This is a genomic window from Dyadobacter sp. CY327 (genome assembly GCF_021390415.1).
GTDB classification, from domain to species: domain Bacteria; phylum Bacteroidota; class Bacteroidia; order Cytophagales; family Spirosomataceae; genus Dyadobacter; species Dyadobacter chenhuakuii.
The window spans coordinates 2,123,968-2,148,207 of the sequence record NZ_JAJUXJ010000001.1; the positions used below are offsets into that span (position 1 = coordinate 2,123,968).

General features: G+C 45.5%; 26 protein-coding genes and 1 riboswitch. Of the genes, 16 read left to right on the top strand and 10 right to left on the bottom strand.

Features of this window, described 5'->3' with window-relative positions; translation table 11 throughout:
• Window positions 1-95 precede the first annotated feature (95 nt).
• On the top strand, window positions 96-470 hold the full coding sequence (locus tag LZG74_RS08900; protein ID WP_233796192.1) for a DoxX family protein: 375 nt from the start codon (window positions 96-98) through the stop codon (window positions 468-470).
• On the opposite strand, the gene LZG74_RS08905 is transcribed toward LZG74_RS08900, so the two are convergent.
• From LZG74_RS08905 to LZG74_RS08915, 3 genes are all read right to left on the bottom strand, one after another.
• Window positions 467-2,596, bottom strand: coding sequence for a PQQ-binding-like beta-propeller repeat protein (locus tag LZG74_RS08905; RefSeq protein ID WP_233796193.1), 2,130 nt, complete (start codon window positions 2,594-2,596; stop codon window positions 467-469). The two genes, LZG74_RS08900 and LZG74_RS08905, sit on opposite strands and share 4 nt — an antisense overlap.
• Before the next feature lie 33 nt (window positions 2,597-2,629).
• Window positions 2,630-3,406, bottom strand: coding sequence for a thioredoxin family protein (locus tag LZG74_RS08910; RefSeq protein WP_233796194.1), 777 nt, complete (start codon window positions 3,404-3,406; stop codon window positions 2,630-2,632).
• 286 nt (window positions 3,407-3,692) lie between these two features.
• Window positions 3,693-4,109, bottom strand: coding sequence for a hypothetical protein (locus tag LZG74_RS08915; RefSeq protein WP_233796195.1), 417 nt, complete (start codon window positions 4,107-4,109; stop codon window positions 3,693-3,695).
• 260 nt (window positions 4,110-4,369) lie between these two features.
• On the opposite strand from LZG74_RS08915, the gene LZG74_RS08920 reads away from it, so the two are divergent.
• The 10 genes from LZG74_RS08920 to LZG74_RS08960 all read left to right on the top strand — a co-directional run bounded on the left by LZG74_RS08920 (window position 4,370) and on the right by LZG74_RS08960 (window position 10,908).
• Window positions 4,370-4,576, top strand: a complete 207-nt coding sequence (locus tag LZG74_RS08920) for a hypothetical protein (protein ID WP_233796196.1) — start codon at window positions 4,370-4,372, stop codon at window positions 4,574-4,576.
• Window positions 4,577-4,753: 177 nt separating this feature from the next.
• The gene (locus LZG74_RS08925) at window positions 4,754-5,068 is read left to right on the top strand and encodes a hypothetical protein (RefSeq protein ID WP_233796197.1); all 315 of its coding nucleotides are present in this window, start codon (window positions 4,754-4,756) and stop codon (window positions 5,066-5,068) included.
• A 45-nt stretch (window positions 5,069-5,113) separates the two neighbouring features.
• Window positions 5,114-5,449, top strand: coding sequence for a M1 family aminopeptidase (locus LZG74_RS26495; RefSeq protein WP_409014454.1), 336 nt, complete (start codon window positions 5,114-5,116; stop codon window positions 5,447-5,449).
• Window positions 5,367-5,972, top strand: coding sequence for a T9SS type A sorting domain-containing protein (locus LZG74_RS08930; protein ID WP_233796198.1), 606 nt, complete (start codon window positions 5,367-5,369; stop codon window positions 5,970-5,972). Before LZG74_RS26495 ends, LZG74_RS08930 begins: the two co-directional genes overlap by 83 nt.
• Before the next feature lie 53 nt (window positions 5,973-6,025).
• Window positions 6,026-6,895, top strand: a complete 870-nt coding sequence (locus LZG74_RS08935; RefSeq protein ID WP_233796199.1) for a ThuA domain-containing protein — start codon at window positions 6,026-6,028, stop codon at window positions 6,893-6,895.
• Between the two features lie 83 nt (window positions 6,896-6,978).
• Entirely contained in the window at window positions 6,979-7,212 is a 234-nt protein-coding gene (locus LZG74_RS08940; RefSeq protein ID WP_233796200.1) for a type II toxin-antitoxin system Phd/YefM family antitoxin, read from the top strand.
• The gene (locus LZG74_RS08945) at window positions 7,209-7,607 is read left to right on the top strand and encodes a type II toxin-antitoxin system VapC family toxin (RefSeq protein ID WP_233796201.1); all 399 of its coding nucleotides are present in this window, start codon (window positions 7,209-7,211) and stop codon (window positions 7,605-7,607) included. The genes LZG74_RS08940 and LZG74_RS08945 overlap by 4 nt, the downstream gene beginning before the upstream one ends.
• 44 nt (window positions 7,608-7,651) lie before the next feature.
• Window positions 7,652-9,076 carry a sulfatase gene (locus LZG74_RS08950; protein WP_233796202.1) on the top strand — a complete coding sequence of 475 codons (1,425 nt, stop codon included), beginning with the start codon at window positions 7,652-7,654 and terminating at the stop codon, window positions 9,074-9,076.
• A gap of 99 nt (window positions 9,077-9,175) precedes the next feature.
• Window positions 9,176-9,269: riboswitch (SAM riboswitch) on the top strand.
• Between the two features lie 168 nt (window positions 9,270-9,437).
• Window positions 9,438-10,613 carry a cysteine desulfurase family protein gene (locus tag LZG74_RS08955; protein WP_233796203.1) on the top strand — a complete coding sequence of 392 codons (1,176 nt, stop codon included), beginning with the start codon at window positions 9,438-9,440 and terminating at the stop codon, window positions 10,611-10,613.
• Window positions 10,614-10,656: 43 nt separating this feature from the next.
• On the top strand, window positions 10,657-10,908 hold the full coding sequence (locus LZG74_RS08960; protein WP_233796204.1) for a hypothetical protein: 252 nt from the start codon (window positions 10,657-10,659) through the stop codon (window positions 10,906-10,908).
• A gap of 22 nt (window positions 10,909-10,930) precedes the next feature.
• Here LZG74_RS08960 and LZG74_RS08965 read toward each other — a convergent pair whose 3' ends face one another.
• Complete coding sequence (locus tag LZG74_RS08965) at window positions 10,931-11,878, bottom strand: EamA family transporter (RefSeq protein ID WP_233796205.1); 948 nt, start codon at window positions 11,876-11,878, stop codon at window positions 10,931-10,933.
• Between the two features lie 134 nt (window positions 11,879-12,012).
• Between LZG74_RS08965 and LZG74_RS08970 the strand changes: the two genes are divergently transcribed.
• The 3 genes from LZG74_RS08970 to LZG74_RS08980 are packed head-to-tail and all read left to right on the top strand — an operon-like array spanning window position 12,013 to window position 15,779.
• Window positions 12,013-13,971, top strand: coding sequence for a UbiA family prenyltransferase (locus LZG74_RS08970; protein ID WP_233796206.1), 1,959 nt, complete (start codon window positions 12,013-12,015; stop codon window positions 13,969-13,971).
• Window positions 13,964-14,659, top strand: a complete 696-nt coding sequence (locus LZG74_RS08975; protein WP_233796207.1) for a methyltransferase domain-containing protein — start codon at window positions 13,964-13,966, stop codon at window positions 14,657-14,659. Before LZG74_RS08970 ends, LZG74_RS08975 begins: the two co-directional genes overlap by 8 nt.
• A complete protein-coding gene (locus LZG74_RS08980; RefSeq protein WP_233796208.1) occupies window positions 14,643-15,779 on the top strand; it encodes an NAD(P)/FAD-dependent oxidoreductase in 1,137 nt (378 codons plus the stop codon). Before LZG74_RS08975 ends, LZG74_RS08980 begins: the two co-directional genes overlap by 17 nt.
• Here LZG74_RS08980 and LZG74_RS08985 read toward each other — a convergent pair.
• The 6 genes from LZG74_RS08985 to LZG74_RS09010 form a co-directional block, all read right to left on the bottom strand.
• Window positions 15,756-16,481: a lycopene cyclase domain-containing protein gene (locus tag LZG74_RS08985; RefSeq protein ID WP_233796209.1), complete on the bottom strand. Its 726-nt coding sequence runs from the start codon at window positions 16,479-16,481 to the stop codon at window positions 15,756-15,758. The two genes, LZG74_RS08980 and LZG74_RS08985, sit on opposite strands and share 24 nt — an antisense overlap.
• Window positions 16,478-16,951 carry a sterol desaturase family protein gene (locus LZG74_RS08990; RefSeq protein WP_233796210.1) on the bottom strand — a complete coding sequence of 158 codons (474 nt, stop codon included), beginning with the start codon at window positions 16,949-16,951 and terminating at the stop codon, window positions 16,478-16,480. Before LZG74_RS08990 ends, LZG74_RS08985 begins: the two co-directional genes overlap by 4 nt.
• A gap of 39 nt (window positions 16,952-16,990) precedes the next feature.
• On the bottom strand, window positions 16,991-17,512 hold the full coding sequence (gene idi / locus LZG74_RS08995) for an isopentenyl-diphosphate Delta-isomerase (RefSeq protein ID WP_233796211.1): 522 nt from the start codon (window positions 17,510-17,512) through the stop codon (window positions 16,991-16,993).
• Between the two features lie 69 nt (window positions 17,513-17,581).
• The gene (locus tag LZG74_RS09000; RefSeq protein ID WP_233796212.1) at window positions 17,582-18,418 is read right to left on the bottom strand and encodes a squalene/phytoene synthase family protein; all 837 of its coding nucleotides are present in this window, start codon (window positions 18,416-18,418) and stop codon (window positions 17,582-17,584) included.
• 3 nt (window positions 18,419-18,421) lie between these two features.
• Window positions 18,422-19,924: an NAD(P)/FAD-dependent oxidoreductase gene (locus LZG74_RS09005; protein WP_233796213.1), complete on the bottom strand. Its 1,503-nt coding sequence runs from the start codon at window positions 19,922-19,924 to the stop codon at window positions 18,422-18,424.
• On the bottom strand, window positions 19,896-20,813 hold the full coding sequence (locus LZG74_RS09010) for a MerR family transcriptional regulator (RefSeq protein ID WP_233796214.1): 918 nt from the start codon (window positions 20,811-20,813) through the stop codon (window positions 19,896-19,898). The genes LZG74_RS09005 and LZG74_RS09010 overlap by 29 nt, the downstream gene beginning before the upstream one ends.
• Window positions 20,814-20,943: 130 nt before the next feature.
• Between LZG74_RS09010 and LZG74_RS09015 the strand changes: the two genes are divergently transcribed.
• Together LZG74_RS09015 and LZG74_RS09020 are read left to right on the top strand one after the other, a co-directional pair.
• A complete protein-coding gene (locus LZG74_RS09015) occupies window positions 20,944-21,762 on the top strand; it encodes a LexA family transcriptional regulator (protein WP_233796215.1) in 819 nt (272 codons plus the stop codon).
• A 381-nt stretch (window positions 21,763-22,143) separates the two neighbouring features.
• Complete coding sequence (locus tag LZG74_RS09020) at window positions 22,144-24,234, top strand: choice-of-anchor A family protein (RefSeq protein ID WP_233796216.1); 2,091 nt, start codon at window positions 22,144-22,146, stop codon at window positions 24,232-24,234.
• The last annotated feature ends 6 nt before the right edge of the window (window positions 24,235-24,240 follow it).

Consider the following 24,240-nt stretch of genomic DNA (forward strand, 5'->3'; position numbering starts at 1 on the left):
TTGCTGACACTAACCAAAAGGATACTGCTAACCTTTTGTATACTACTATATATTGGTAAGTAAAGGTATCTATTTTTGCTGAAAATAAAACAATTATGAAAGCAAAGAGAATTACCACCATTGGCGTAACGATAGTCGCCAGCGCGCTTGTCGCCATGAGCGGGGTCATGAAATTGTCCGGAAGCGAAGAGGTTGTCAGCACGTTAGCGAAGGTTGGTGTAGGCGATTATCGCGTTCCGCTCGGGTTGATGGAAATCGGCTTTGCCGCATTATTTATTTACCCGAAAACAATGAAGATTGGCTTTATTCTGCTATCCTGCTACTTTGCCGGGGCCCTGGCCACCGAACTTTCTCACGGGACACCATTCAATGCACTGCTTCCGATGATTTTGATCTGGATTGCGGCATTCCTGCGCGATAGCAGCATTTTTCTGCCAGGTTCGCATGCTGAAAAAGCTGCCTGGTATTAAGGTAACGCGAACGCCATGATAGAACCAGAAGGGTTTTCCTTCGTCCCGCCCACCGACAATGCAACATATTGCTTGCCCTTATGCATGTAAGTGCAGGCCGTTGCATTGGCGACGCCGGGTAGGAGGGTTTCCCAAACGATCTTTCCGGTTTTTTTGTCAATCGCGCGGAGCTTTTTATCATTGGTACCGCTGATGAAAATGAGTCCGCCGGCCGTTACGATAGGTCCCGCAGAACCTTCCTGTCCCGTTTCGGGTGCATCCTTAGCGCGTAGCCGTTCGTTATTTCCAAGCGGGATCTGCCATTCGTAATCTCCGGTTGTGAGATTAATCGCATTCAATGTGCCCCAGGGCGGGCGGAGCGCTGGATTGCCGTCCGGATCACGGAAATGTCCGTATGCAGTCAGGTTGAGATATTTGTCAGCCCCGGCTTTGGTCTGACCGGTTTCCATTTTACTGACTTTGCCAGAGTTTTGTTCGCGTTCATAAAGGAAGGCAATGATTCCCTTTTCCTTACCTTTCACTACACTGGCGAAAGCAGGCATCTTTCCTCCGCCTTTTTTGATCTTATGTAATGCTGCCTCCCGTGTCATCCGGTTTTTCAGTCCGATCAGGGAGGGATAATTCGGTTCGTCGCCGTTTTTGTCTTTGCCATGACATGCCACGCAGTAAGTCATATAAACGGATTTCCCTTGTTCGAAAACCGTCTGATCCCTGGCTTCCTTTTCTTCTTCCACCTTCTTCATCGACTGGATTTCGGGTGAATCATTTGATTTGACAAAAAGAACAGAAGTCGACGGGTCATATGCCGCTCCGCCCCATTCTGCACCGCCCCGGCTGCCGGGTAGCATTAATGTGCCTTTCAGGTCGGGTGGGGTGAAAAGTCCTTCATATCGCATGGACCTGAATTTTTTGAGAACAGAATCCCGGCCAGCATCTGAATAGTGCGTCAGATCAGCTTCGGTCATCCATTGTCTTGCAAATGGTTTGGGTTTGAGCGGAAATGGCTGGGTAGGCGACGCCTCTTCACCGGGAATGCGGGAAGCCGGCACTTTTCGCTCCTCGATCGGGAAGAGTGGCTCACCGGTTTCTCTGTTAAAGACAAAAACAAATCCGTGCTTGGTAACCTGGGCAACTGCATCCACATTTTTGCCCGCCCGCGCTACGGTTACGAGATTGGGCGGAGCCGGCAGATCATAATCCCAAAGATCGTGATGCACAAGCTGATAATGCCAAATGTATTTGCCCGTTGCAGCATCGAGCGCCACAACGCTGTTGCCATATAAGTTGTCTCCTTTCCGGTCGGCGCCGTAAAAATCGTAGCTGGGGGAGCCCAATGCGAGAAAAACAATGCCTCGTTTTATGTCCAGGCTCATTCCTGCCCAATCATTCACGCCACCTGCATATTTATAAGCGTCCTTCGGCCAGGTTTCATAGCCAGGCTCTCCCGGCAGCGGAATGGTGTGAAAGGTCCATTCCAATTTGCCCGTCACGCAATTGTAGGCGCGGATATAGCCGGGCTGTGCACCATACAGTTCCGACACTTCTGCACCCATAATGAGCAGGTCGTTGTACACAATTCCCGGACTGGTAGGAATCACAGAAATCGTTTCCGGGTCGTCCCTAAGGCCTACATTCATGCTCACTTTGCCTTCTTTCCCAAATGTTGGGATGGGCCTGCCTGTGTGCGCATTTAACGCGAAAAGTACATCTCCGCCGGTGAGCAGTATTCGTTTGTCATCGCCATTTTCCCAATAGGTAACACCACGGCTCACGCCGCCACCTTCGGCCCCATCAAAGGGGTCAAAGGACCAAAGTTGTTTTCCTGTTCCTGCGTCCACAGCGTACACGAGGTGTTTTGCTGAGGTTGCGTACATGACGCCATCTATAATAATGGGGTTGCATTCGCTATTCGCGGGTCTGGATCCTGGCTTCATATCGCTCAATCCGAAGGTCCAGGCGGGTTGCAGCTGATGTACATTGGCTGTATTGATCTGAGTGAGCGGCGCGTAACTCGTGCTTTCGGCATCTGCCTTATAGATAGCCCAGGTGCGGTCATCGTCTTTCGTTTGATAAGCTGCAAAGGCTGCGAAAGCGATAACAGGCAGTAGTAAGGTGAGTTTTCGCATGCACACTTAAATAATTTCAACCCTATCAATGTATTAATGGCAGCAGGAATTATTATCCTTTTTGTAATCATCATATTTATCGTGATGCCGCATCCAATCCATGGCGCCTTCTTCATTTCTGCCTTTTGGAGTAATGTCAAGAAAATTATGGGCACCTACCAGAATATCGCCACCGCGGGCATAGCTGGAATATGTGTGATAAATCTTGCCCGATTTATCCTTAAAAAACACACTTGTCCCCGGAGACTCCGTGCCGTCATCGTGTTTTAAATCTTCATAATTGTAATAAATCGACCCGTTATTGAGCTGTTCCTGGGTAAAGGAAACAAAGTAATCATAATTGAAATCGCTGCCGAAGGAAGAAACCCATTCGAACTTCCATTCCATACGGTGTTTAAAAGGTAATAATTCCTGCAACGGAGCACGGGAAACGACTACAACTGAAATATCATGATGGGCAAGGTGCAGGTTAGCGCCATCAATATGGTCGGCCAGGAACGAGCAGCCAGGGCAACCTTCTTTGTCGCCGGGCGCAAACATGAAGTGGTAAATGATCAGCTGACTTTTACCATCAAAGAGGTCGGACAGCGTTTTCCGGCCCTGCTCGCTCTCAAATATATAGTGCTTATTAACTTCAACCCACGGCAATTGACGGCGCTGACGGGCCAGCTCATCATTCAGCCGTGTAAGTTCTTTTTCTTTTTTGAGCAGGTGTTTCCGCGCTTCAATCCATTTTTCCTGCGATACAATGTGATGGTTATCAGTGCTTTCCATCGCGATAGCAGCTGAGAATTTGTTCTGTTTTTCCATGTGTATATGATTGTTGTTTACAAACTTCCCCAATAATTGGGTAAAAAAGGGTGTGTAAAAACGTCGAATCCGGGGGGCGTTTGGGACAGAAAAACGTGGAGCCGGATTCAGGGGGGTAATTTGGGGAAGTTTGCTTAAACATGTGCCGCATTGGTATGATTCTTTTTACTTACCAGTTACAATTGCATAAAACAATCAAAATTCATCACTAAAAACTAATTGACATGAAAGCTTTAAAGTTAAACATACTAGGAATTGCATTATTAGGGTCAACAGCAGTATTTGCTCAAACGACAACACCGTCAAGCGGTTCATCATCAAGCAGTACGCCATCCAGCACGACGCAACCGTCGACCACGCCGGGCAGCTCGTCAACACAGCCAAGAACGGTTCCCGGCAGCACAACGCAACCATCAACTTTACCGGGATCGAGCCAGCCGGGTTCTACGACACAGCCTCGCTCGTCAACCCAGTCAGGTTCGACGACGCAGCCGTCGACAACCACAACTGGTTCTACAACCAGGCCATCATCAGTTCCCCCGGGAACTGTGCCTGACAGAACTACACAGCCATCGAGCACTGTGCCAGGATCATCCACAACACCGGGTTCATCCACTACACAGCCATCGACAACAATTCCTGGAAGCGCAACGCAGCCATCATCAGGTACAACGCCAAACAGCAATGTACCAGCGTCAAGCATTCCTAACAATACGACACAACCTTCAACTGTTCCGCAGGGTACAACTATCCCATCATCAACAGTACCGGGAAGTACTACCACGCCATCATCATCATCGACAGTTCCAGGTAGCAGCACTTCAAGACCATCAACTCCTCAGAAATAATAGCTGAGACATAGTACGGTTTTGAATATAAACGGCCCGCCCATCGGCGGGCTGTTTTGTTATATATAGAATCTGGTACGGGAATTTATTAACGTCACTAAAAAAACAGAACATTATGCCAAATATCAAAAATCTGGATCCTTCGGGATCTGTTAAGTCGGGAGTTACGCTTTCTGTATCCAATGTTTCATCTGAGGATGAAGCGATCCTGGCTGTCGAGAATTATTTGCGGGTCAATAAAAGCGAAGGACTTGAAATGTCGCTGCCCGAAAAAGGCGATGACGGAGTTTATACAATTCAATTGATTGACGCATTGGATTAGCGGCCTAATCACCCTCCTCTGCTGCGTACTTGTTGTTCCAGGCGCAGCTTCTTACCGTTAGAAAAATCATATGGTCGCTGGGTAAACCGTTTCTCGTTAACAGCATCCTTTTACTCATTTTAGCGAAAAGTTTCAACGCGTCATTTTTACGTACATTGATTAACCAACCCCGCTAATATGAGATTAATTCTGCTATTATTTATAATGATTGCCTTTGTCCATGTACAAGCGCAGTTCGCTCCGAATTATCAGGAAGAAATAGAGCGCATTTCTCAAATGGAGCAGAAAGGCTTTCAGCGCAGACTAAACGGCGACTTAGCTAATGCCCGAACAAGCGCTTCACAGAATTTCGACGTCAAATACTATCGTTGCGAATGGGAAGTGGATTCTGCTGTCCGTTATATCAAAGGTGTTGTTAATAGCGCTGTAACAGTTTCTTTCCCGGTTCCCGTTGCAGGCGGGGTAACGGATTCGATCAGCATTTATGGGTGAAAACCCATCGCCCATGAACTTGCGCATCATTGGTTTGGGGATAAAATCACCTGCGGCAATTGGGAACATATCTGGTTGAATGAAGGCTTCGCTACCCACATGGCCAGCATTTACATTGAAAACAAATTTCCGGCAAACGCAACGGTCTACCGAAATGCACAGATAAATGCCATCACCGCTGATCCCGGCGGGTCGGTAAGGGTAGATGATGTGAACAATCCGAACCGGATTTTCAGCCAGCGATTGAGTTACTATAAAGGCTCGCACCTGCTATATATGCTCCGGTGGATTTTAAGTGATGCAGTGTTTTTCCCAGGAGTTAAGAATTATCTGCATCGCAAAATCGTCCGACCCACTTCCTGTCACTTTCGAGACTGTTAAGGTCCAATGTCTGGGCGATCAGCCACAACTCATCTGGACTACTTCCGAGGAATTAAATGCTGACCATTTCGAGATCCAGAAAAGCAGCAATGCAATGAACTGGTCAAAAATCGGATCGGTGGAAGCGGCCGGGAATAGCACTGATTTGAAACATTATACATACACAGACTACACCACCCAGGCAAATGAAGATTATTACCGCATTGCCGAGCAAGACATGGATGGGAAAGTTCAGTATTCGAGAATTTTGCGGAACACTTGCGGAATGCTGCAAAAATCAGATCTGATTATTTCTCCGAATCCGGTTGCAGACTTGCTGCATTTCAGAACGAACGGGGAAAAGCGGGGCGAGATGAATGTTTCGATTTACAATGCAGACGGCCATCTAGAGCGATTGGAACATGTTTCCCAGACAAATAGCAATTCCATCAATGTTTCGGCATTGCAGCGCGGAGTGTACATTTTACAGGTCGAAGATCTTGTCAGTAAAAGCATTAAGGCGGTAAGATTCATGAAGGAATAATGCGTATGGCGTGATTTTTTACCAGCTGCATTTACAACCGACTATATACGAGGATGAAGCGGATACTCAAAATCACATTATTACTGGCTCTTGTGAGTGGTCACATTTTCGCCCAAAAAATTGTCTTTATCGCCGGGCCCGACAGCCATGGGAAAGGAGAGCATGAGCACCAGGGAGGAAGCACATTGCTTGTGAAATCCATCCAGGAAGGATTACCGGGCGTGAATGCTGTGTTGCTGCAAAGCGGTTGGCCAAAGGACAGCGCGGTACTAAATGATGCTGATGCAATTGTGATCTATGCGGATGGGGGAGGCGATCACTTGTTGATTCCGCATCTGGCAGAAATGGACCGGTTGACGAAGAAAGGAATTGGGTTAGTAATGCTGCATTTCTCGCTTGAAGTGCCGGCGGGAGAGGTTGGAAATCACTTTAAGGATTGGATAGGGGGTTATTTCGAGATAAATTGGTCGGTGAACCCGGTCTGGGAAGCGGCGTTTTCCACTTTTCCTGACCATCCTATTGCTAATGGCGTAAAGCCATTTTCCATCACGGACGAGTGGTATTATCACATGCGTTTTGCAGACGGGATGAAAAATATTACTCCAATTTTACAAGCCTTACCACCAGAATCTACGTTAAAAGGAAAGGACGGAACGCACTCTAATAACCCTGCCGTCCGCGAAGCAGTGCTTACCAAAAAAGAGCTGCAACCTGTGGCCTGGGCATTGGAAAGACCAGACGGTGGTCGCGGGTTTGGGTTTTCAGGTGGGCATATGCACAAGAACTGGAGCAATGATAATTTCAGAAAAATAGTCCTGAATGCTATTGCCTGGACTGCCAAAGCCAAAATACCGGAAGAGGGAATCCCCTCAGCAACGCCCACGGAGGCAGCGTTGAATGCGTTAACAAAAAAGTTAGACTGATACAAATTCAAAGCTCAACGCTCATTACATAAGCAACTTGACAACTTGACAAATAAACTTTATATTTGATTAAAAAGCTGATTATGAAAACAATGACTGTTGGCGAATTTAAAACACATTTTTCCCAGGTCTTGAAAGACGTCGAAAAGGGAGAAAAGATTGGTATTACTTACGGTAGAAGTAAGGAAGTGAAGGCGCTGCTCGTGCCGAATGATGTACAAAAAGAACCAAGAAAATTAGGGATACTTCAAGGTAAAGGAGAATTCTTTGTGAGTGATGATTTTAAAATTACAACTGATGAAGAATTTGGAATATGACCTATTTATTAGACACACACATTTTGCTCTGGGCATTTTTTGAAACTGAAAAATTGACCGGACGCGTCAAGGAAATTTTGTCCAGTAGTGACAACAAGATATTGATAAGCTCCATAAGCTTTTGGGAAATATCTATTAAAGTGAGTTCGGGCAAACTCCGGATAGGAGAGACAAGTCCATCCTTAATGCCCAATATTTGTGAAGGAGCGGGTTTTAGCATCTTGAATCTGAGTGCGAGTGAAACAAGCAGTTTCCATCAGCTTACAGCCACCTACCACAAAGACCCGTTTGACAGAATGCTCATTTGGCAGGCGCTTTGCCATAAGTATACATTGATCAGCGATGATGAAAACATTCGTAAATATGCTTCGGATGGATTGAAAGTCGTTTGGTGAGGATACACTGGGCGTAAAGCAAGTTTAAACTAAACCTACAACCGATGATAAAAAGATATTTCGTTTCCGCATTTTTTGTCTGCTCATTTTCCGGGTGTATTGTTAAAAAAAGTTACGCCGCAGAAGACGAAAAAGGCAAGGCAGAAAAGAAGTTGAATGTTCTTTTTATCGCAGTTGATGATTTAAACACAGATTTAGGTTGTTATGGAAACAAATTTGTCAAAACGCCAAACATTGACCGCCTGGCTAAACGCGGGGTGAAATTTGACAAAGCTTACACTCAATTCCCACTTTGCAGCCCGAGTCGCTCTTCGCTGCTAACTGGCCAGCGGCCTGATGTTACCAAGGTCTACGAACTGCAAACACACTTCCGTAAGAATCTTCCCAACGTGGTGACATTGCCGCAGCTATTTAAGAACAATGAATATTACAGCGCCCGGGTCGGGAAAATCTATCATTATGGCGTTCCGGGCCAGATCGGGACAGACGGCCTGGACGATCCTATTTCCTGGGATCGCAAAGTCAATCCAAAAGGGCGTGACAAAACCGAAGAATCACTAGTCAAAAATCTTACGCCGGACCAAGGCTTGGGCAGCGCACTTGCCTGGCATGCAAGCGAGGGAGCGGATGAAGAGCAGACAGACGGAATGGTCGCCAGCGAGGCTATCAAATTATTGAAGGAAAAGAAGGCCGGGCCATTTTTCCTGGCAGTTGGTTTTTATCGCCCGCACTCCCCTTACGTAGCGCCAAAAAAATATTTTGACCAATATCCACTGGCATCAATCCCGCTTCCGAAAGAAATTCAAAATGACCTTGACGACGTTCCGGAAGCAGCAATTTCCACCAAACCGGCACATTTAGGCCTTTCAGTAGCACAAAGGAAAGAGGCGTTACGGGCCTATTATGCGTCAATTTCATTCGTGGATGCGCAAGTAGGAAGGGTGCTGGACGAACTGGACCGGTTGAAACTGACCAATAAAACGATCATCGTTTTGTGGAGCGATCACGGTTATAATGTAGGCCAGCACGGCCAGTGGATGAAGCAAAGCCTTTTCGAAAATGCTGCGCACGTTCCATTAATCATCTCAGTGCCTGGCGGAACCGCAGGAAAGGCATCGGGCAGGACGGTGGAATTACTGGACATTTACCCAACATTGGCTGAGCTTTGCGGACTGATGCCTACCCAAAAACTCGGCGGCAAAAGTCTGACATCATTACTCAAAAACCCGGACGGCATTTGGGATAAAGCTGCTTACACCCAAGTTCGGCGGAATAAAATTACTGGTCGCAGCGTAAGAACGGAGCGCTTCCGTTACACGGAATGGGATGGAGGAAAAGCCGGCGTGGAATTATACGACCACCAAAAAGACCCCAACGAATTCACAAACCTCGCCAAAGAAAGCACCTACATTATCACGGTCAATGAACTAGCCATGCTCCTCCAAAAAGGCTATCCGGAAACCAAATAAACGGCGGGTAATCTGCGCATCAAGAATTTTCTCAAAGAAATTTTTCGCTCTTTTTGGATCTTTAAAATCTTTATTACATCTTTGTCTATCGAATTAGTAGATTTATAAAGAAGGAAGGGAGAGGTTAGGCTCTATGATCTTCTGGCAACCTATGACTTTTTAAGGTGCCCCAACCTAATTCTAATGATAAATCTGAGAATCCAACCACCGGAGTAACAGAGTACAATCGAGTTAAGGAAAGCCAGAGGCTTGTCCGTGTATGTTCGTTACGGTTTCGTTTTTGGCGGAATTGTTACGATTATCCAGGCAAGGTGCGGCATTTGGAATCAATAAACTGATAACATTTAACACTTAGATCAACATGGAAATTTATTGTGATAACGCCGCCACAACTGCACTGGATCCGGAAGTGATTGAAGCGATCCTTCCATTTTTTGCCGCCAGCTTCGGCAACCCGTCGTCCACTCACTGGGCAGGACGGAAGGTGAAAGATGCGATAGAAGATTCGCGGAAGCTGGTTGCGAAGGTTTTAAATGCTTCTGCGGAAGAAATATATTTTACGTCCGGAGCCACCGAGGCCATCAACCTCGCCATATCCGGTGCGATTGCGAAATATGACATTAGCCATGTCGTGACAAGTAAAATTGAACACAAGGCCGTTTTGCAAACCATTCTCCAACATGAAAAATCGGGTGATATCGAAACGAGTTTTGTGCAGTTGGATGAGCGCGGCAATGTTGATCTTTACCATCTTGAAAACCTTTTAAGAGCCAATCCACAGACATTGATCTGCCTGATGCACGGCAATAATGAAATTGGAAACCTGACAGATATCCACGCGATAAGTAAACTTGCTCAACGTTATGATTCCATTTTTTTTACGGACACCACCCAGACAATCGGGAAGCAATGGATCGATCTGACCCAGACGCCTATCGATTTTCTGGTGGGTTCCGCCCACAAATTCCATGGACCGAAAGGCGCCGGATTTATCTATATCAATAAAAAACACCGCATTCATGCGCAAATTTTTGGCGGAGGCCAGGAAAAAGGACAGCGTGGAGGGACAGAAAATGTGACTGGCATTGTAGGGCTTGCCAAAGCGCTCGAGGTGGCATACCGCGACCTGGACAGCAACCATTCCGTAGTTAGCAAATTGAAGCAATATATGGTCTCCAAACTGGCGATCAGTGGTGTGTACGGCATTTGTTATAATGGCGAAAGTCACTCTCTTGAAAACAGCCTGGTGAACATCTTGAACGTTTCATTCCCATGTTTGGCTGCGGGCAGTTTGGTTAAAAGTCTTGATAATCTGGGTATTGCAGTTTCTGGCGGCAGCGCTTGTTCCAGTCAGGTCAGCTCGCACGTGATCAGCGCGCTTCCTTGTCAGAAGGATAAAGAAAATGTCCGTTTTTCGTTTAGCAAATTCAACACATTCGATGAGATTGATCACATTGTGCAGGCCGTTGTAAACATTTATAATGCCGATCCTGCATCACGCGGCCAGGCACGTTTCCGTCTGGAATTAACGCATTGAGCCGTTGGTTCTTCAATTATTAGCCACGATAAAAAGTACTAAAATGAGCAAAATTTTCTTTCTCAAAATCATTTACAGAAGTGCTGTAAGTCTCCATAAGATCACATCGATTGTTGAATCGTTTAATGGTGCAAGGATCAAACACCTTAACTTTATCAGCAAGGGAAGAGTTTTCGTAGGCGTCATTGCCTTCGAAGCTTCACAACTTATTGATTTTGAGCGTATCCTTAATTTGATCAAAAGAAACAGGGACATTTCGGAGGTGGAGCAGATCACAGAAGCTTCCTTGTGTTAACTGCTCACACTCCTCCAAGAGATCAATAAGCGGATACGACTTGTTTTGGCTTGCGATATTTATGCAGGTTGATCAGCAACACGCTGCCGAGAATAATGACCAGCCCGACTATTTGCAGGACAGAAATAGATTCGTTTGCAAAAAATATCCCCAAAAGGACTGCTACGACGGGATTTACATAGGCATAAGTGCTAACCTTGGTTGCCGGCTGGACTTTCAGCAGCCAGACGTATGCTCCAAAACCGGCAATCGACCCAAAAATAATCAGATATAATGTTGATAGCCAGGCTTCCATCGGAATGGATGCAAGATTCAGGGTCGCCAGTTCGCCCGAAATAATGCTGCCTGGAAGGAAAGCAAATCCGGCTGCCAGCATTTGCCAGGTTGAATTGACACTTGCCGAGTCGGTGCCTGACTTGTATTTAGAAAACAAAGAACCACCAGCCCAGGCCATGGAGCCAAAAACGACGAGCGCCATCGCGAACAGATCGCGCGAACTGTTCATGGACGACATCGAAATCATTATTTTTTCACTGAACAACAGCACTACCCCGGCAAAACCGATCAACAGACCTACAATCGTCGATTTGTTGCTAAGATTTTCAGACCATTTCGGTTTATCCAGGACGATAAACCAGAGTGGAGATGAGGAAATCATAATGGCGACCATTGCGCTGGGAAGGAACTGCTCAACCCATATCACAATGCCATTGCCGATAAAAAGCAACAAAAGTCCGGTAATGATCGCAGGTTTGATCGCTTTGAGCGAGAACACGTTTTCACCTTGTGCAACACTCCACGCCAGCATAATAAGCCCTGCAATAATGAAGCGGAAAGCGCCCAGGAAAAACGGCGGAAAACCTTCCAGCGCCCGCTGAATGAAGAAGTAAGTCGATCCCCATACGATGTAAACGGTGGCAAAAGCCAATACCACCATGAGGGTGGAAGGTGCTTTACTTTGTGCTTGCATGATCTTTTATTTTTCTGGTATGACTAATTGTTATTCCTCTTTAACCGATTCCGGCACAATGGTGTTCCTGGCAGAAAGTATATTGTATCTGTGACAGCCTCAAATGTTCAAAATTTTTTTTCTTAAATTAGGCCATGGGCATTGATGGCAATACAATTAAACTTCTGCGGATTCCTTTTTCCTTTTTTCTGATGCCGTTGTTTCTGTTTGCTTACAGTCAGGCAGATACGGTTGTGCATCATCATGCACTCTTCGCTTTTTTGATCATTCATCTGCTGATTTACCCGGCTAGTAATGGTTACAACAGTTATGTGGATAGGGACGAAGAGAGCGTTGGCGGGCTCGAAAAGCCTCCTATGCCTACGGCCGCACTCTTTTACCTCACCATGTTTCTGGATTTTACCGCGATCGTTTTAGCGTTCCTTTTCGTAAATACATTGTTCGCTTTTTGCCTGTTGCTTTACATTGCAGCGTCGCGGGCATATAGTTCCCGGCAGATCCGGCTGAAAAGATATCCGGTTATCGGGTTTCTGACTGTTGTAATTTTCCAGGGTGCATTTACCTACTATATGTCCATTGCGGGTGTTTCAGAAAGTGCGCTGATGCTGAGCAGAGAGCATATTTATGTGCTGTTAGCCTGTTCTTTCCAGATTGCCGGCGCGTATCCGCTTACGCAGGTTTATCAGCACCAGCAGGACCTGAAAGATGGCGTTGTTACATTAAGCTATAAGCTCGGTTACCGGGGTACATTTCTGTTTACGGCGGGGATGTTTCTGCTGTGCAATGTATTTTATTATTTGTACTTTACATCGAAGGGCCTTGGAATGGTTTTTTATATTATCCAGGTGTTCTTCCTGCCGATCGTCCTTTATTTCGGCTATTGGTTTTACCTGGTTTTGAAGGATAGGAGTGAGGCGAATTTCAGGAATACCATGCGGATGAACTGGATAGCAGCCATCTGCATGAACAGTTGTTTCATTATTTTAATTGTAATTAACAGAATCCCTTTGAGTTATATATCTGCTATTGAGACAGCCGTTCCCAAACATTGTTACTCGCAGGAAACGTTGACTTCATTTTACATGAATTCGACAGAAGACATTACCAATAAGAGAAAAATCAAGATAGTAGCGGGGAAAACAGGCATAGCGAACCGCTATTCTGTGATTGCCGATTTTGATAAAGCGCCGGAAGATTATCAGTTTTTTAACAAAACGGCCACATTACTCCCGGAACCGACATTGACCCAGCGTATGCAGCTTTATCAGGAGCATGCCACGGAACTTTCCATAAGTGCTATCAAGAAAATAAATGGATTTGCTGAGATCAAAAGCAGGTTAACGCATTTGATAACAGTCACTTGCACGGGCCTGTTTGCGCCCGGACTGGACGTGGAATTGATGCGGGAACTGGATCTGAATCCTGCCATACAGCGCAGCAGCGTAAATTTTATGGGATGCAATGCCGCGATTATTGCGCTCAAAAACGCAGACGCCATTTGCAGAAGCCAACCGCGCGCGAAAGTGCTCATCGTCTGCACCGAGCTTTGCACGATACATTTCCAGAAGCGATATAATGATGATTACCTGCTGTCCAACCTGATTTTCGGAGACGGCGCAGCAGCGGTTTTGGTTACTGCGGAAGCGGGATCGGATTATGCGCATCACGTTGAGATAGATGCATTCAATTCCTTGATCCTGCACAATGGGTATGCCGATATGGCCTGGCAGTTGTCGGAAACAGGCTTCATTATGAACCTGACTTCCTACGTGCCTGACCTGATCCGGAAAAATATAAAGCCGATGCTGGAAAAGATCGGGCTTGCGCCGGACGCATTTAAACATTGGGCTGTTCATCCGGGTGGAAAGCGTATTGTGGATGATTTTGTTGCTGCTTTGGAGCTGGATAAGGGTTGTCTGGCAGCCACTTATGATGTGCTCAGAAATTTCGGGAACATGTCGTCTCCTACGGTCTTGTTTGTATTGAAGCAAGTCCTTGAAACGGCTAAGCCGGAAAACATTGGCAACAGAATCTTTGCAGCGGCATTCGGGCCAGGACTAAGCATTGAAACGATGCAGCTGCGTTATGTTTAAACACCGCAGCCAGGATAAGGAGCTGCTTGATCAGGAGGATATCCCATCGGCCGACTTGTTCCAGAATTTAAGGGAACTTGACTTCATTAATCATTGGCTGGGCGGATACAAAATTTCCTTTAATGCGCTAAAAAAGGTCATTAAGCCAGGAAAATTGCATATTCTCGTTGATGTCGGATGCGGCGGCGGCGACACATTAAAGCGCATTGACAATTGGAACAAAAATGAGCGCTATTCGCTGGATTTATATGGTGTTGACATTAAGCCTGTTTGCATTGCCTATGCAGAGGAAAACCTGAAAACAGCGCCGGTTAAATTGATTTGTGACGATTACAGGCACATTTTCAGCCATTTGAAACAGGTTGACATTATTCACGCATGTCTTTTTTGCCACCATTTAACAGAAGAGCAACTCATTGAACTTGTCCGGTTTGCATTGAGTAGCAAGGCGGTTTTGGTTATTAATGATCTGGAAAGAAATCCTCTCGCTTACTATTCCATTAAATGGCTGACGCAACTGTTTTCTAAATCTTACCTGGTTAAAAACGATGCACCGTTGTCAGTTTTGCGAGGGTTTAAGAGAGCAGAATGGTTGGCGATCCTGAGCAAAGCCGGAGCAGTTAAATACACCGTTCGCAACAAATGGGCATTCCGACATGAAGTGATTGTTTATGGAAACGCAAGCTAAAAAGTACGAGTGCGGCATTATCGGCGGCGGATTGGCAGGCCTTTGCCTGGCTATACAGCTTGCGGACAGGGGTATTTCGGTGGTTTTGTTTGAAAAAAATCAATATCCATTTCATAAGGTTTGCGGCGAGTACATTTCCATGGAAAGCTGGGATTTTATTAAAAGCCTCGGTCTGAACCTTGATCTGCTCAATTTACCTATTATTAATAAGCTCGGAATCAGCTCCGAAAAGGGCTTTATGCTTGAACATTCCTTGCAAATGGGAGGGTTCGGGATCAGCCGGTTCAGCCTCGATCACGCACTTGCCCGCATTGCGGCGGCAAAAGGCGTCGCTATTTTGGAACATTGCAAGGTTAATGGACTGGAAAGAATTGGTAATGAAGGTTTTATAATCAAATCTTCAACTGGGGATTTCAATGTTGGCGTGCTGTGCGGCAGTTATGGAAAATATACCCCGCAGTTCCTGGCGCGCAACGTAATGGACACCGGGAATGAAAGCGATAATTATATCGGTGTGAAATATCACATTAAAACGGATCTCGCACCGGACCGCATTGAGCTGCACAATTTTAAGGACGGCTATTGCGGAGTTTCAAAAGTGGATAAGGACTGGCATTGCCTGTGCTATCTCACTACGTCCCGGAATTTGCAGGAAAATGGAAAAGACATTCAGGAAATGGAGGCAAATGTTCTGCACAAAAATCCTTTTCTCAAAGCATATTTTACCAATGCTGAATTTGTTAATAAAAATCCGTTGGTAATCAGCAATATCCATTTTTCCAGGAAACAAACACAAACTGACGGTGTTTTCCTCCTGGGTGACGCGGCGGGTTCTATCACGCCGCTCTGCGGCAACGGCATGAGCATGGGCATGCGCGCTTCCAAAATCCTGGCCACCGAGCTGATCAGGTATTTTGAGAAAAAGCAAAGTATTGACAGCGTCTCCACTAATTACAAAAAAGCATGGGACCATGCATTTGGACGCAGAATTACAGCCGGTTATTATTTGCAGGGATTGTTTGGGAAAAGAACTACAACCGATCTGGCCCTGAGAGCTTTAAATAATTTCCCGGGCGTTTTGAATAAGCTTGTGTCCTTAACCCACGGAAACCGTTTCTAAGTTTTCTTTCTCGGGAACGGGATATTTGGAAAGGAGATATTCGAATAAGAATGTGTTCAGAAGCAACATCAACATGCCATAAAAGACGTCCTCAAATGGAATTGTAAATATTCTGATGCCCATATTTTCTGCATTGTTATACCAAACAACCGGCTCGTCCAGTCCCGATCCTGTTAGAATCCCATTTACGATAAAGAAAGGGATCAGCAGGAACATGTGCGAGAAATAGAACAAGCTCAGCCATCGCGGCTTGACAATAAATCTCAAAAATAATAGAAACGCCACCAGCCCAACCGCTGTCCAGGATGTATAGTAACGATCGTAAAAAGTCACGCCCATGGCCAATGTGAAACACAAGAAGATGGCCGTAATCAGGTTCTCGTTTATAAGCTTATAATCAGTCCCGAAATAGATCCGGAAGCAGTAATAAGTGAAAAGGCATGCGTAAGGAATGCAGATGAAAAACAGGATTTCTTCAATAGGAAGCCCAAACAGGTAAATGCCGACGAGATATTTCGGTGTAAATCCCCACACGGCGATTTTTGTGAAATAGCTGTCCCATATCACAAAAGGAATTAATGACAGAACAATCGCCGGCCAGAGCAAATGCCATCTTTTATACAGCTGAATTTTGGGATGAAAAGAAAACAGCAACGGAACAGCAATTGCGCCAAGATCGACGAGCAGATATAGGAAGTTCATTTGGACGCCGAGTTTTTAGCTTCCCTAAAATATTTTAGCGGCACCCAGAGCATCCCAAAACATTCGCCCTGATGCTTTCCAAGGTGCTTATGGTGCATTTTGTGCGCGCGACGGATGGCTTTCAGATAAACCGAATCCGTGTTACGGAACATTTTAAAGCGCTGGTGGATGAAAATGTCATGTACCAAAAAATAGGTGAAACCGTAGATGGTAATGCCCAGCCCGATCCAGAAAAAATGATTAAACCCTTGATTTACACCAAATAAGAGGCAGAGTATGCCTGGCGTGGCGAAGATGGCAAAGAAGTAATCATTTTTCTCAAAAAAATCGCCGTCATCACGCTGGTGATGATCGTGGTGCAAAAACCATAAGGCGCCGTGCATCAAGTATTTATGAGCAATCCACGCCACACATTCCATGCCAATAAATGCGGCCAGTACGATCAATGTATTTACTATCCAGGGACTCATTGTAAATTCAAGCTGTCAGCTTCCGGCAGTGGCCGTCGGCTATTGTTTTGGTTTTATTTTGTCGGCAACTTCGGCGAAACAAATCTTGAACCACTCGGTGTAAGCCTCCGGGTTCTGGTTCATATCTGCCTTAATATCAGCCATTTTCATGTATTTAAAATCATTCGCCTCACTCACATTAATGTTCGGCTCGTCGTCTGAAATGCCCCAGAAGACGTGGTCGAGTTCGTTTTCTGTCAGCCCGTTTTCGAGTTTAACGCGATATTGGAAGGTGAAAAGAAACTGCAAATCGGCCGAAATGCCCATCTCTTCCGAAAGTCTCCTCACTGCTCCGTGATGCGCGGATTCTGCCGGGAGCGGGTGGCTGCAACAAGTATTGGACCAAAGCCCTTCCGAATGATATTTCCCGAAAGCCCTTTGCTGCAAAAGCATTTCACCATTTGAATTAAAAATAAAAACTGAGAATGCACGATGCAGAACGCCTTTTTGATGCGCCTCTAACTTTGGCATCAAGCCAATTTCCATATCGTCTTCATTCACCAGCACAACTTGATCAGTCATAAAATCGGGTTTTAGGTTCGTGGCTAACAGTCCAATGTTCAGCTCCTTTGTTTAACTAACAAAAAAACGTCATAAAAGGTCGAACTGATGCCTTACCAGTGAACGAAACATGAGTCCTACCTTGTCATGATCCGGAATCCTGATCCGTGCGTTCATTACTTTTTCGGGCGGCGTTTCCTTAATGCGCAGGAAAAGTTTTTTGTAATAATAATAGGCCAGATAAACGCCACGCCTTGCACCGCTCGGGAGCCGCTTGATGCCGATCAGCGCCTGCTCGAATTCCTCCTCAATCTCCTGCTGGATTTTTTCCTTCTCTTTGCTTGAAAAATGATCAAAATTCACGCCTGGAAAATAAGTCCGGCCAAGATCCACGTAATCCGCTTTCAGGTCGCGCAGGAAATTTACTTTCTGGAACGCGGATCCCAGTTTCATAGCGAACGGTTTAAGCTCATCAAATTGCTGCTGATTACCTTCTGTGAAAACCCTAAGGCACATTAAACCAACCACTTCCGCAGAACCGAGAATGTATTCATTATATGAATCCGAAGTGTACTCCGTCTTCATCAGATCCATTTCCATGCTCTTCAAAAACGTGTCAATCAGCTCCCATTCAATGTTATAAGTATTTACAACGTGCTGGAAACTGTTCAGGATCGGGTTAATACTAATCCCGTCGCGGAGCGCTTCCACCGTATCCTGACGGATTTTGTTCATCATGAACTCCTTATTGTAGTCATGAAAACTATCCACAATTTCATCTGCAAGCCTCACAAAGCCGTAAATGCCGTAAATGGGTGCCCGCAAAGCCGGTTTTAGGAAATAAATGCCCAGCGAAAACGACGTGCTATATAGTTGTGTGGTTGTTTTGCTGCATGTCGCGGAAAGGTTGTCGTATAAGCTTTTCATGACTTACTTGTTTAGGTATTTTTGAAGTTCAGTAGCCGCAATCCGGCCCGAGATGATCGAAGGAGGAACGCCAGGCCCGGGAACAGTCAGCTGACCAGCATAAAAAAGGTTCTTAACCTTGCTGCTTTTAAGTTTTGGTTTGAATATGGCCGTCTGCATCAGCGTGTTAGCAAGTCCGTAGGCATTTCCTTTATAAGCATTGTAATCACTGATGAAATCTGAGACAGAATAACTCTTTTTGTAAACCACATGTGATCTGATGTTTTCGCCCGCAAATTTTTCGAGCCTATCCATAAGTACGTCAAAATACTTTTCCCGGATCGAATCGGGATCATCCAGATCGATAGCAATGGGCATCAGTACGAATAAGTTCTCGCTTCCCTCCGGTGCAACGGACGGGTCTGTTTTCGACGGGCAGCAGACGTAAAACAATGGTCGCTCAGGCCATTTTTTGTCTTTGTAAATCTCAACGGCATGCTGGTCAAAGTGCTCGTCAAAAAAGAGGTTGTGATGCCGGAGCTTATCAATTTTCTTATTTACACCCAAATAAAATAGCAGGCAGGACGGCGCAAACGTCCTGTTTTCCCAATATGCTTCATCATATGTGCGATGATTCTTACCCAATAGATCCTGTTCAATGTGATGATAATCAGCACTTCCGATTACTGCATCCGTCCTTATGCTCTTTTTGTTGGTATGTAAATGGCTGATGACGTCGGAAGTAACTTCAAGCTTTTCAATGTTCTGGCAGGTTAAAAAATTTACGCCAGCATTCTCCGCAATTTGCCTGAACGAATCCGCCACTTTTCCGAAACCGCCCATCGGATAAAACGTGCCTTGTTTAAGGCCCGCAAAGTTCATCAGGCTGTAAAGGGCAGGTGTGTCCTTAGGCATAGCACCCAGAAATAACACGGGAAATTCGATCAGTGCAAGCAGCCTCGGATCTTTGAAATACCGCCTGACATGCTTGCTGAACGACGTAAAAAGTTGGAGTTTGAGCGCGTCTTTGAATAATTTCAGGCTGAAAAACTCGGTAACCGAATGTCCCGGCTTGTAAACCATGTCATTCATGCCAACCGTATATTTGAATTCTCCTTCTGCAATGAATTTCCTGAGCTGGTCGGCGCTGCCTGTTTCAATGCTCTCGAAAAGGTCACAAACTGCATCGAAGTTGGCCGGAATATCCATCACCTCATTTTCAAAAATGACGGCGAAGCCCGGGTCTAGTTTCTTTAATTCGTAGAAATCAGAAGTGGATTTGCCAAACAGCGAAAAGAAGCTGTCGTAAACATCCGGCATCCAGTACCAGCTCGGCCCCATGTCAAAGACGAAACCGTCCTGAGAAAACGTTCGTGCGCGGCCTCCTATGCTGCAATTTTTTTCAAAAACAGTGACCTCATTCCCGCTTTCGGCCAGCATTGCGGCCGCTGCCATGCCCGCGAAACCCGAGCCGATGACTGCAATTTCGTGTGATTTATCAGATTTGGGTAGGCGTCCGTTGTGCATTGGGAGAGATAAGAATATCAGTCAGATTTTCAATTGTTTCTATCAAGTTAACTCCTTTTTTGGAGGCAATTTTCTTTAATTTTTCACTGCCTCCGGAGACGCAGACATTTATTTGCGGAAACTCAGTTCTGAGATTCCCCAGGAGTGTTTCTATCTGATCGTCAAACTGATTGCGAACAAAAAAGGAATATGCATGCGTTGGCTCGCAGCCCAAAATAACCGGTGAAAGATCTCTGAAAGGAACCCGGGCGCCCAGATAAACCACTTCCTTTCCCATCTGCCTGATCATATAATAGGCAAATAGCAGGCCTATCTCGTGATCTTCTTCTTCATTCAAAAACAGGATCCACTTTTGGTCCGCATGGGTGGCCACAGGCAGCGCGTCTATGGCCGCAAAAAGTTTTTGCCTGATCAGGTTGGATAAAAAGTGTTCCTGCGAGGGAAGCAGATCGTCCTTTACCCACATTAGGCCCGTCCGGACGAGCAGCGGATACAGGATCTTTATATAGGTCTTTTTCAAGCCAAACTTTTTTACAGCATTTGAAAATATCTCGTCAAAAAGTGAAACATTAAATGTCGTGATGCCGATGAGTGCCTGGTTAATGATCGCTTCCACATGCACATCGCCCTGAAAAGAATCATGAATGACCTTTTCAATCTCACTCGCCATTTCAGATTTTGAGAGCTTGCCAATTTTCGAAATTTTCATGCCTCTGTCTAGCAACGTGCAGACATTCAGCAGCTTCTTAACCTGGTCATCATTATAAGACCGGATATTGGTATCCGTCCTGTCGGGTTCAAGCAAGCCATAACGCTGCTCCCATATGCGAATGGTGTGCGCTTTCATATTGCTGATCCGTTCCAGGTCTTTGATAGAATATGATGACATTTTGTTTAACGTTTTTCAAAAATAGTTAAACAAAATTATTTTAGCCATATTTTGTAGGAAAATAAAAAAATGCTGCTACTTTTGATATTATTAATATCAGATGTTTGATTTACAAGATATCATTCACGTTATGAGAAATCAGGAGATTTATTGGCCGGTGAACATCAGATTCCTTCGTTCACGCCTGAAACTGAGTCAGGAAGCATTGGCTGAGCGTTTGGGGATTACAAGGGTAAAATTGAATGCGCATGAAAGTGGCCGTACCGCCAATCCAACCATTGACGATCTGATCCATTTTTCTGAGTTTTTCAGAATGAGCATTGATAGTCTGCTCAAAATGGACCTTAGCAGGCTCTCGGAACAAAAAGTGAAAGACCTGGAAGAGGGGAGCGAACTCTTTATGAAGGGCGACAACATTCGCGTGCTTGCGATCACCGTGGACCGCGAGGAGAAGGAGAACATTGAGTACGTTCCCGTGCAGGCCAAGGCAGGTTACCGCTCGGGTTACAGCGACCCCGAATTTCTGGCCACCTTACCAAGGTTCAGCTTGCCTACGCTTCCTAAGAATGGCACATTCAGGATGTTCCCAACCATTGGCGACTCCATGTTACCGGTTCCGGAAGGAAGTGATATCATTACAAAATATGTTCAGGACTGGACCACGATCCGGCCGGAGACACCGTGTATCGTTATCTTAAAGGGTGACCAGGATTTTGTTTTCAAACAGGTTACCATTAATAAGGATGGCACCATGTTACTGCAATCATTTAACAAGCAATATTTTGCTTACACTGTCCCACTTTCAGAAGTGATCGAGCTTTGGGAATATTACAGCTTCCACAGCAAGCAGCTTCCTGAGCCGCAAACGGACATGCAACAACTGATGAAAATGTTGCAGGAAATGCAGAATGAGATCAAAGAAATAAAGGGACGCCCTGCATCCAAATAATTGGATCATCTACATACGTCGGCGAAGACTCAGTATTGTGGCGCCAGGCCGGGTAGCGGAATTGTTATAATGTTTATTAAATATTAAAACTGCCCGCTCCATGTGGTATGTAGAAATAGTGTTTGGGTAAAGTGCTCATCAGGGCATACTTGCGACGAAATAGTGTAGAATAAGTGCGTGTTGAAGGAAAAAGTAAATAGCATTGGGACTCAATTTAGTTATTAAGTTCCAAGCGGTGATATGAAGAAAGTGCAATTTGTGAATTTTGGAAACCCCTGAATTTTCAGAAATCACCCCAAGCATTCACCGGGTTGTCACAAAAAGAATTACAAACTTTTTGACGTCGGCTACTTTCGTTGAGTAATTAAAAGTAACTCAACAATGTCAGCCAAACTTTTACTCGTAACCCTTCTCGCATCTGTCATACTTAATTTGAATGATGCCCGGGCGCAAAGCCCAACCGCAGCCGCCAAGCGATTTAATATTTTCGTAAAAGGCGATGCAACTTTTATCTCCAATGAAACAGAAGGTCCTGTTGCCATCGGCGGTAATCTTACTACAAATCAATATCAGATCAGCTTTAATAAAAACCACGGCGTATTCTTTGTGGGCGGTGCGTCAATCGGGCTGGCCGTACGGGGCGGGGTGAAGCTCAATAGCGGAAGCCTTACCATTAATGGTGATAACTATCTGAAAATCGGGCAATGTGCACCGGCAGATGCCAATGCGGCAACGCCTTTGCGTGTCTGGTATAAGGATAATAACAATGCGGAGTCGACCATCCGCATTACCGGAAGCACAGCCAATTACAGCGATACGCCAAACATTACGATCAATGCCAATGTAAACACCTGGTCTCCGAAAGTAAGCGATAGTGAGAATCCGATTTGCCAGAACGTGTTCGGAACAGGCAGCGATCAGATCGATATAGACGGGGCTTTCACCACTTTCATGAAGCGCTCGAACCAGCTGAGAGACATGAAAGACAACCTGGCGATCCGCGATCAGAATGGGAATATCATTACGGGAATGGAAACAGGACCTTACCTGGACCCTTCGAAGATCGGGAATAACCCAAAGATTATCGTTGACCCGAACAAGATCAATGTCCTGACCGTTTCAGCAGCAGTTTGGGATAGAATCGGAAACACAAACATCGAACATATCCCACAAGGCCCGCAACTGGGAGATGCAAGTTATACAGGTCCATTTGCATTGATTATTAACATTGTAGACTTCCCAACGTTTGCAGCGTCGAAGGGTAACAATCCAATCATTAATTTCCCGAGCGTGGGCGGATTGTCCGATCCGCAAGGAAGCTACGTGATCTACAACTTCCCGGATGCGACCGACAAATTGGTGTTAGGCGGCAACACGCCGATCCACGGGACCATTTTTGCTCCCTGTGCCAATTTGATCAAAGAAAACAATGGAAATATCAACGGACAGATTATTGCCAAGAGCTTTGTACACACCCGCGACGAGGTTCATTTCTGGCCATTTTTACCTTCCATTCCTGAGCCGGTTGAGAAAGCGATCGAAGTGACAGTTGAATCAAAATGCATCAACAATGCGCCATGGTTGGAATATACAATAACACCAAATTACCCTGCAACCGGAGAGACTGCGAAAATAGAATGGATCAATTCTGACGAAAGCATTATCCAGGAAAACAGTGAGTTACCATTGAAAGGCAGCATTTTATTCCCGGGCGCAGCGGTGGACGAGAATGGAGCAGGAATGGCTTGGCCGGGTTGGGAAAAGGATGGCGAAAAGTGGGTAGAAGTTGCTGATCGCTATTCATCGATCCTCAACGAAGGCGCAAAAGTAAGGATTACAGTTACTCCCTGGAAGATCGTTGAAGTCACTTACCCGGTGTCTACCCCTGACGGCAAATGCTTCACAACACCTCCGCCAACAGGCACATTGCCTGTAACATTGGCAAGCTTCACAGCAAAAAATGAAAATTGCGATGTTCAGTTAAAATGGGCTGTTACGGAAGCTAAAAATTTCTCACACTTTGTGGTCGAGCGCTCAACGGACGCAAAAAACTTTACCTCGCTCAACCGCATTAATTATAGCACAACGCAGGATACATATACATACAGCGATGCCCCTTACAGCAGAGAATCGGCTCCTTCGAAATTTTATTACTATCGTCTGCAACAAGTTGATAATGATGAAACGTTTGAATATAGTGCGATCCGCAGCGTTGAAGCCAGAACGTGCGATGCAAGGCTTACAGTAGATTTCTACCCGAATCCAACGCAGGACGAAGTGACGGTGAAAAGTTACTCGCCAGTGAAGAAATTCGAAATTCTGACACTAAACGGAAAACGCGTTTACCAAGCGACGCCCACTCAAAACCAGACAGAGCTCAAAGTAAATGTTCAGTCTTTCGCAACGGGTTTGTACATTGTAAACATTGTGAATGAAGAAGGCGCATATTCTTCCAAGATCCTGAAAAAATAAGTAAGA

What these genes read in the sequence shown, in the direction of transcription:
- LZG74_RS08925 (WP_233796197.1), top strand. Translation starts at nt 4,754, where the DNA reads ATGAGATTAATTCTGCTATTATTTATAATGATTGCCTTTGTCCATGTA.
- LZG74_RS08975 (WP_233796207.1), top strand. Translation starts at nt 13,964, where the DNA reads ATGTTTAAACACCGCAGCCAGGATAAGGAGCTGCTTGATCAGGAGGAT.
- LZG74_RS08955 (WP_233796203.1), top strand. Translation starts at nt 9,438, where the DNA reads ATGGAAATTTATTGTGATAACGCCGCCACAACTGCACTGGATCCGGAA.
- LZG74_RS08990 (WP_233796210.1), bottom strand. Translation starts at nt 16,951, where the DNA reads ATGAGTCCCTGGATAGTAAATACATTGATCGTACTGGCCGCATTTATT.
- LZG74_RS08940 (WP_233796200.1), top strand. Translation starts at nt 6,979, where the DNA reads ATGAAAACAATGACTGTTGGCGAATTTAAAACACATTTTTCCCAGGTC.
- LZG74_RS09005 (WP_233796213.1), bottom strand. Translation starts at nt 19,924, where the DNA reads ATGCACAACGGACGCCTACCCAAATCTGATAAATCACACGAAATTGCA.
- LZG74_RS08970 (WP_233796206.1), top strand. Translation starts at nt 12,013, where the DNA reads ATGGGCATTGATGGCAATACAATTAAACTTCTGCGGATTCCTTTTTCC.
- LZG74_RS08930 (WP_233796198.1), top strand. Translation starts at nt 5,367, where the DNA reads ATGCAGTGTTTTTCCCAGGAGTTAAGAATTATCTGCATCGCAAAATCG.
- idi (WP_233796211.1), bottom strand. Translation starts at nt 17,512, where the DNA reads ATGACTGATCAAGTTGTGCTGGTGAATGAAGACGATATGGAAATTGGC.
- LZG74_RS08905 (WP_233796193.1), bottom strand. Translation starts at nt 2,596, where the DNA reads ATGCGAAAACTCACCTTACTACTGCCTGTTATCGCTTTCGCAGCCTTT.
- LZG74_RS09015 (WP_233796215.1), top strand. Translation starts at nt 20,944, where the DNA reads ATGAGAAATCAGGAGATTTATTGGCCGGTGAACATCAGATTCCTTCGT.
- LZG74_RS08935 (WP_233796199.1), top strand. Translation starts at nt 6,026, where the DNA reads ATGAAGCGGATACTCAAAATCACATTATTACTGGCTCTTGTGAGTGGT.
- LZG74_RS08915 (WP_233796195.1), bottom strand. Translation starts at nt 4,109, where the DNA reads ATGCTTGACGCTGGTACATTGCTGTTTGGCGTTGTACCTGATGATGGC.
- LZG74_RS09020 (WP_233796216.1), top strand. Translation starts at nt 22,144, where the DNA reads ATGTCAGCCAAACTTTTACTCGTAACCCTTCTCGCATCTGTCATACTT.
- LZG74_RS08945 (WP_233796201.1), top strand. Translation starts at nt 7,209, where the DNA reads ATGACCTATTTATTAGACACACACATTTTGCTCTGGGCATTTTTTGAA.
- LZG74_RS09000 (WP_233796212.1), bottom strand. Translation starts at nt 18,418, where the DNA reads ATGAAAAGCTTATACGACAACCTTTCCGCGACATGCAGCAAAACAACC.
- LZG74_RS08910 (WP_233796194.1), bottom strand. Translation starts at nt 3,406, where the DNA reads ATGGAAAAACAGAACAAATTCTCAGCTGCTATCGCGATGGAAAGCACT.
- LZG74_RS08985 (WP_233796209.1), bottom strand. Translation starts at nt 16,481, where the DNA reads ATGAACTTCCTATATCTGCTCGTCGATCTTGGCGCAATTGCTGTTCCG.
- LZG74_RS08960 (WP_233796204.1), top strand. Translation starts at nt 10,657, where the DNA reads ATGAGCAAAATTTTCTTTCTCAAAATCATTTACAGAAGTGCTGTAAGT.
- LZG74_RS09010 (WP_233796214.1), bottom strand. Translation starts at nt 20,813, where the DNA reads ATGTCATCATATTCTATCAAAGACCTGGAACGGATCAGCAATATGAAA.
- LZG74_RS08920 (WP_233796196.1), top strand. Translation starts at nt 4,370, where the DNA reads ATGCCAAATATCAAAAATCTGGATCCTTCGGGATCTGTTAAGTCGGGA.
- LZG74_RS08900 (WP_233796192.1), top strand. Translation starts at nt 96, where the DNA reads ATGAAAGCAAAGAGAATTACCACCATTGGCGTAACGATAGTCGCCAGC.
- LZG74_RS08950 (WP_233796202.1), top strand. Translation starts at nt 7,652, where the DNA reads ATGATAAAAAGATATTTCGTTTCCGCATTTTTTGTCTGCTCATTTTCC.
- LZG74_RS08965 (WP_233796205.1), bottom strand. Translation starts at nt 11,878, where the DNA reads ATGCAAGCACAAAGTAAAGCACCTTCCACCCTCATGGTGGTATTGGCT.
- LZG74_RS08980 (WP_233796208.1), top strand. Translation starts at nt 14,643, where the DNA reads ATGGAAACGCAAGCTAAAAAGTACGAGTGCGGCATTATCGGCGGCGGA.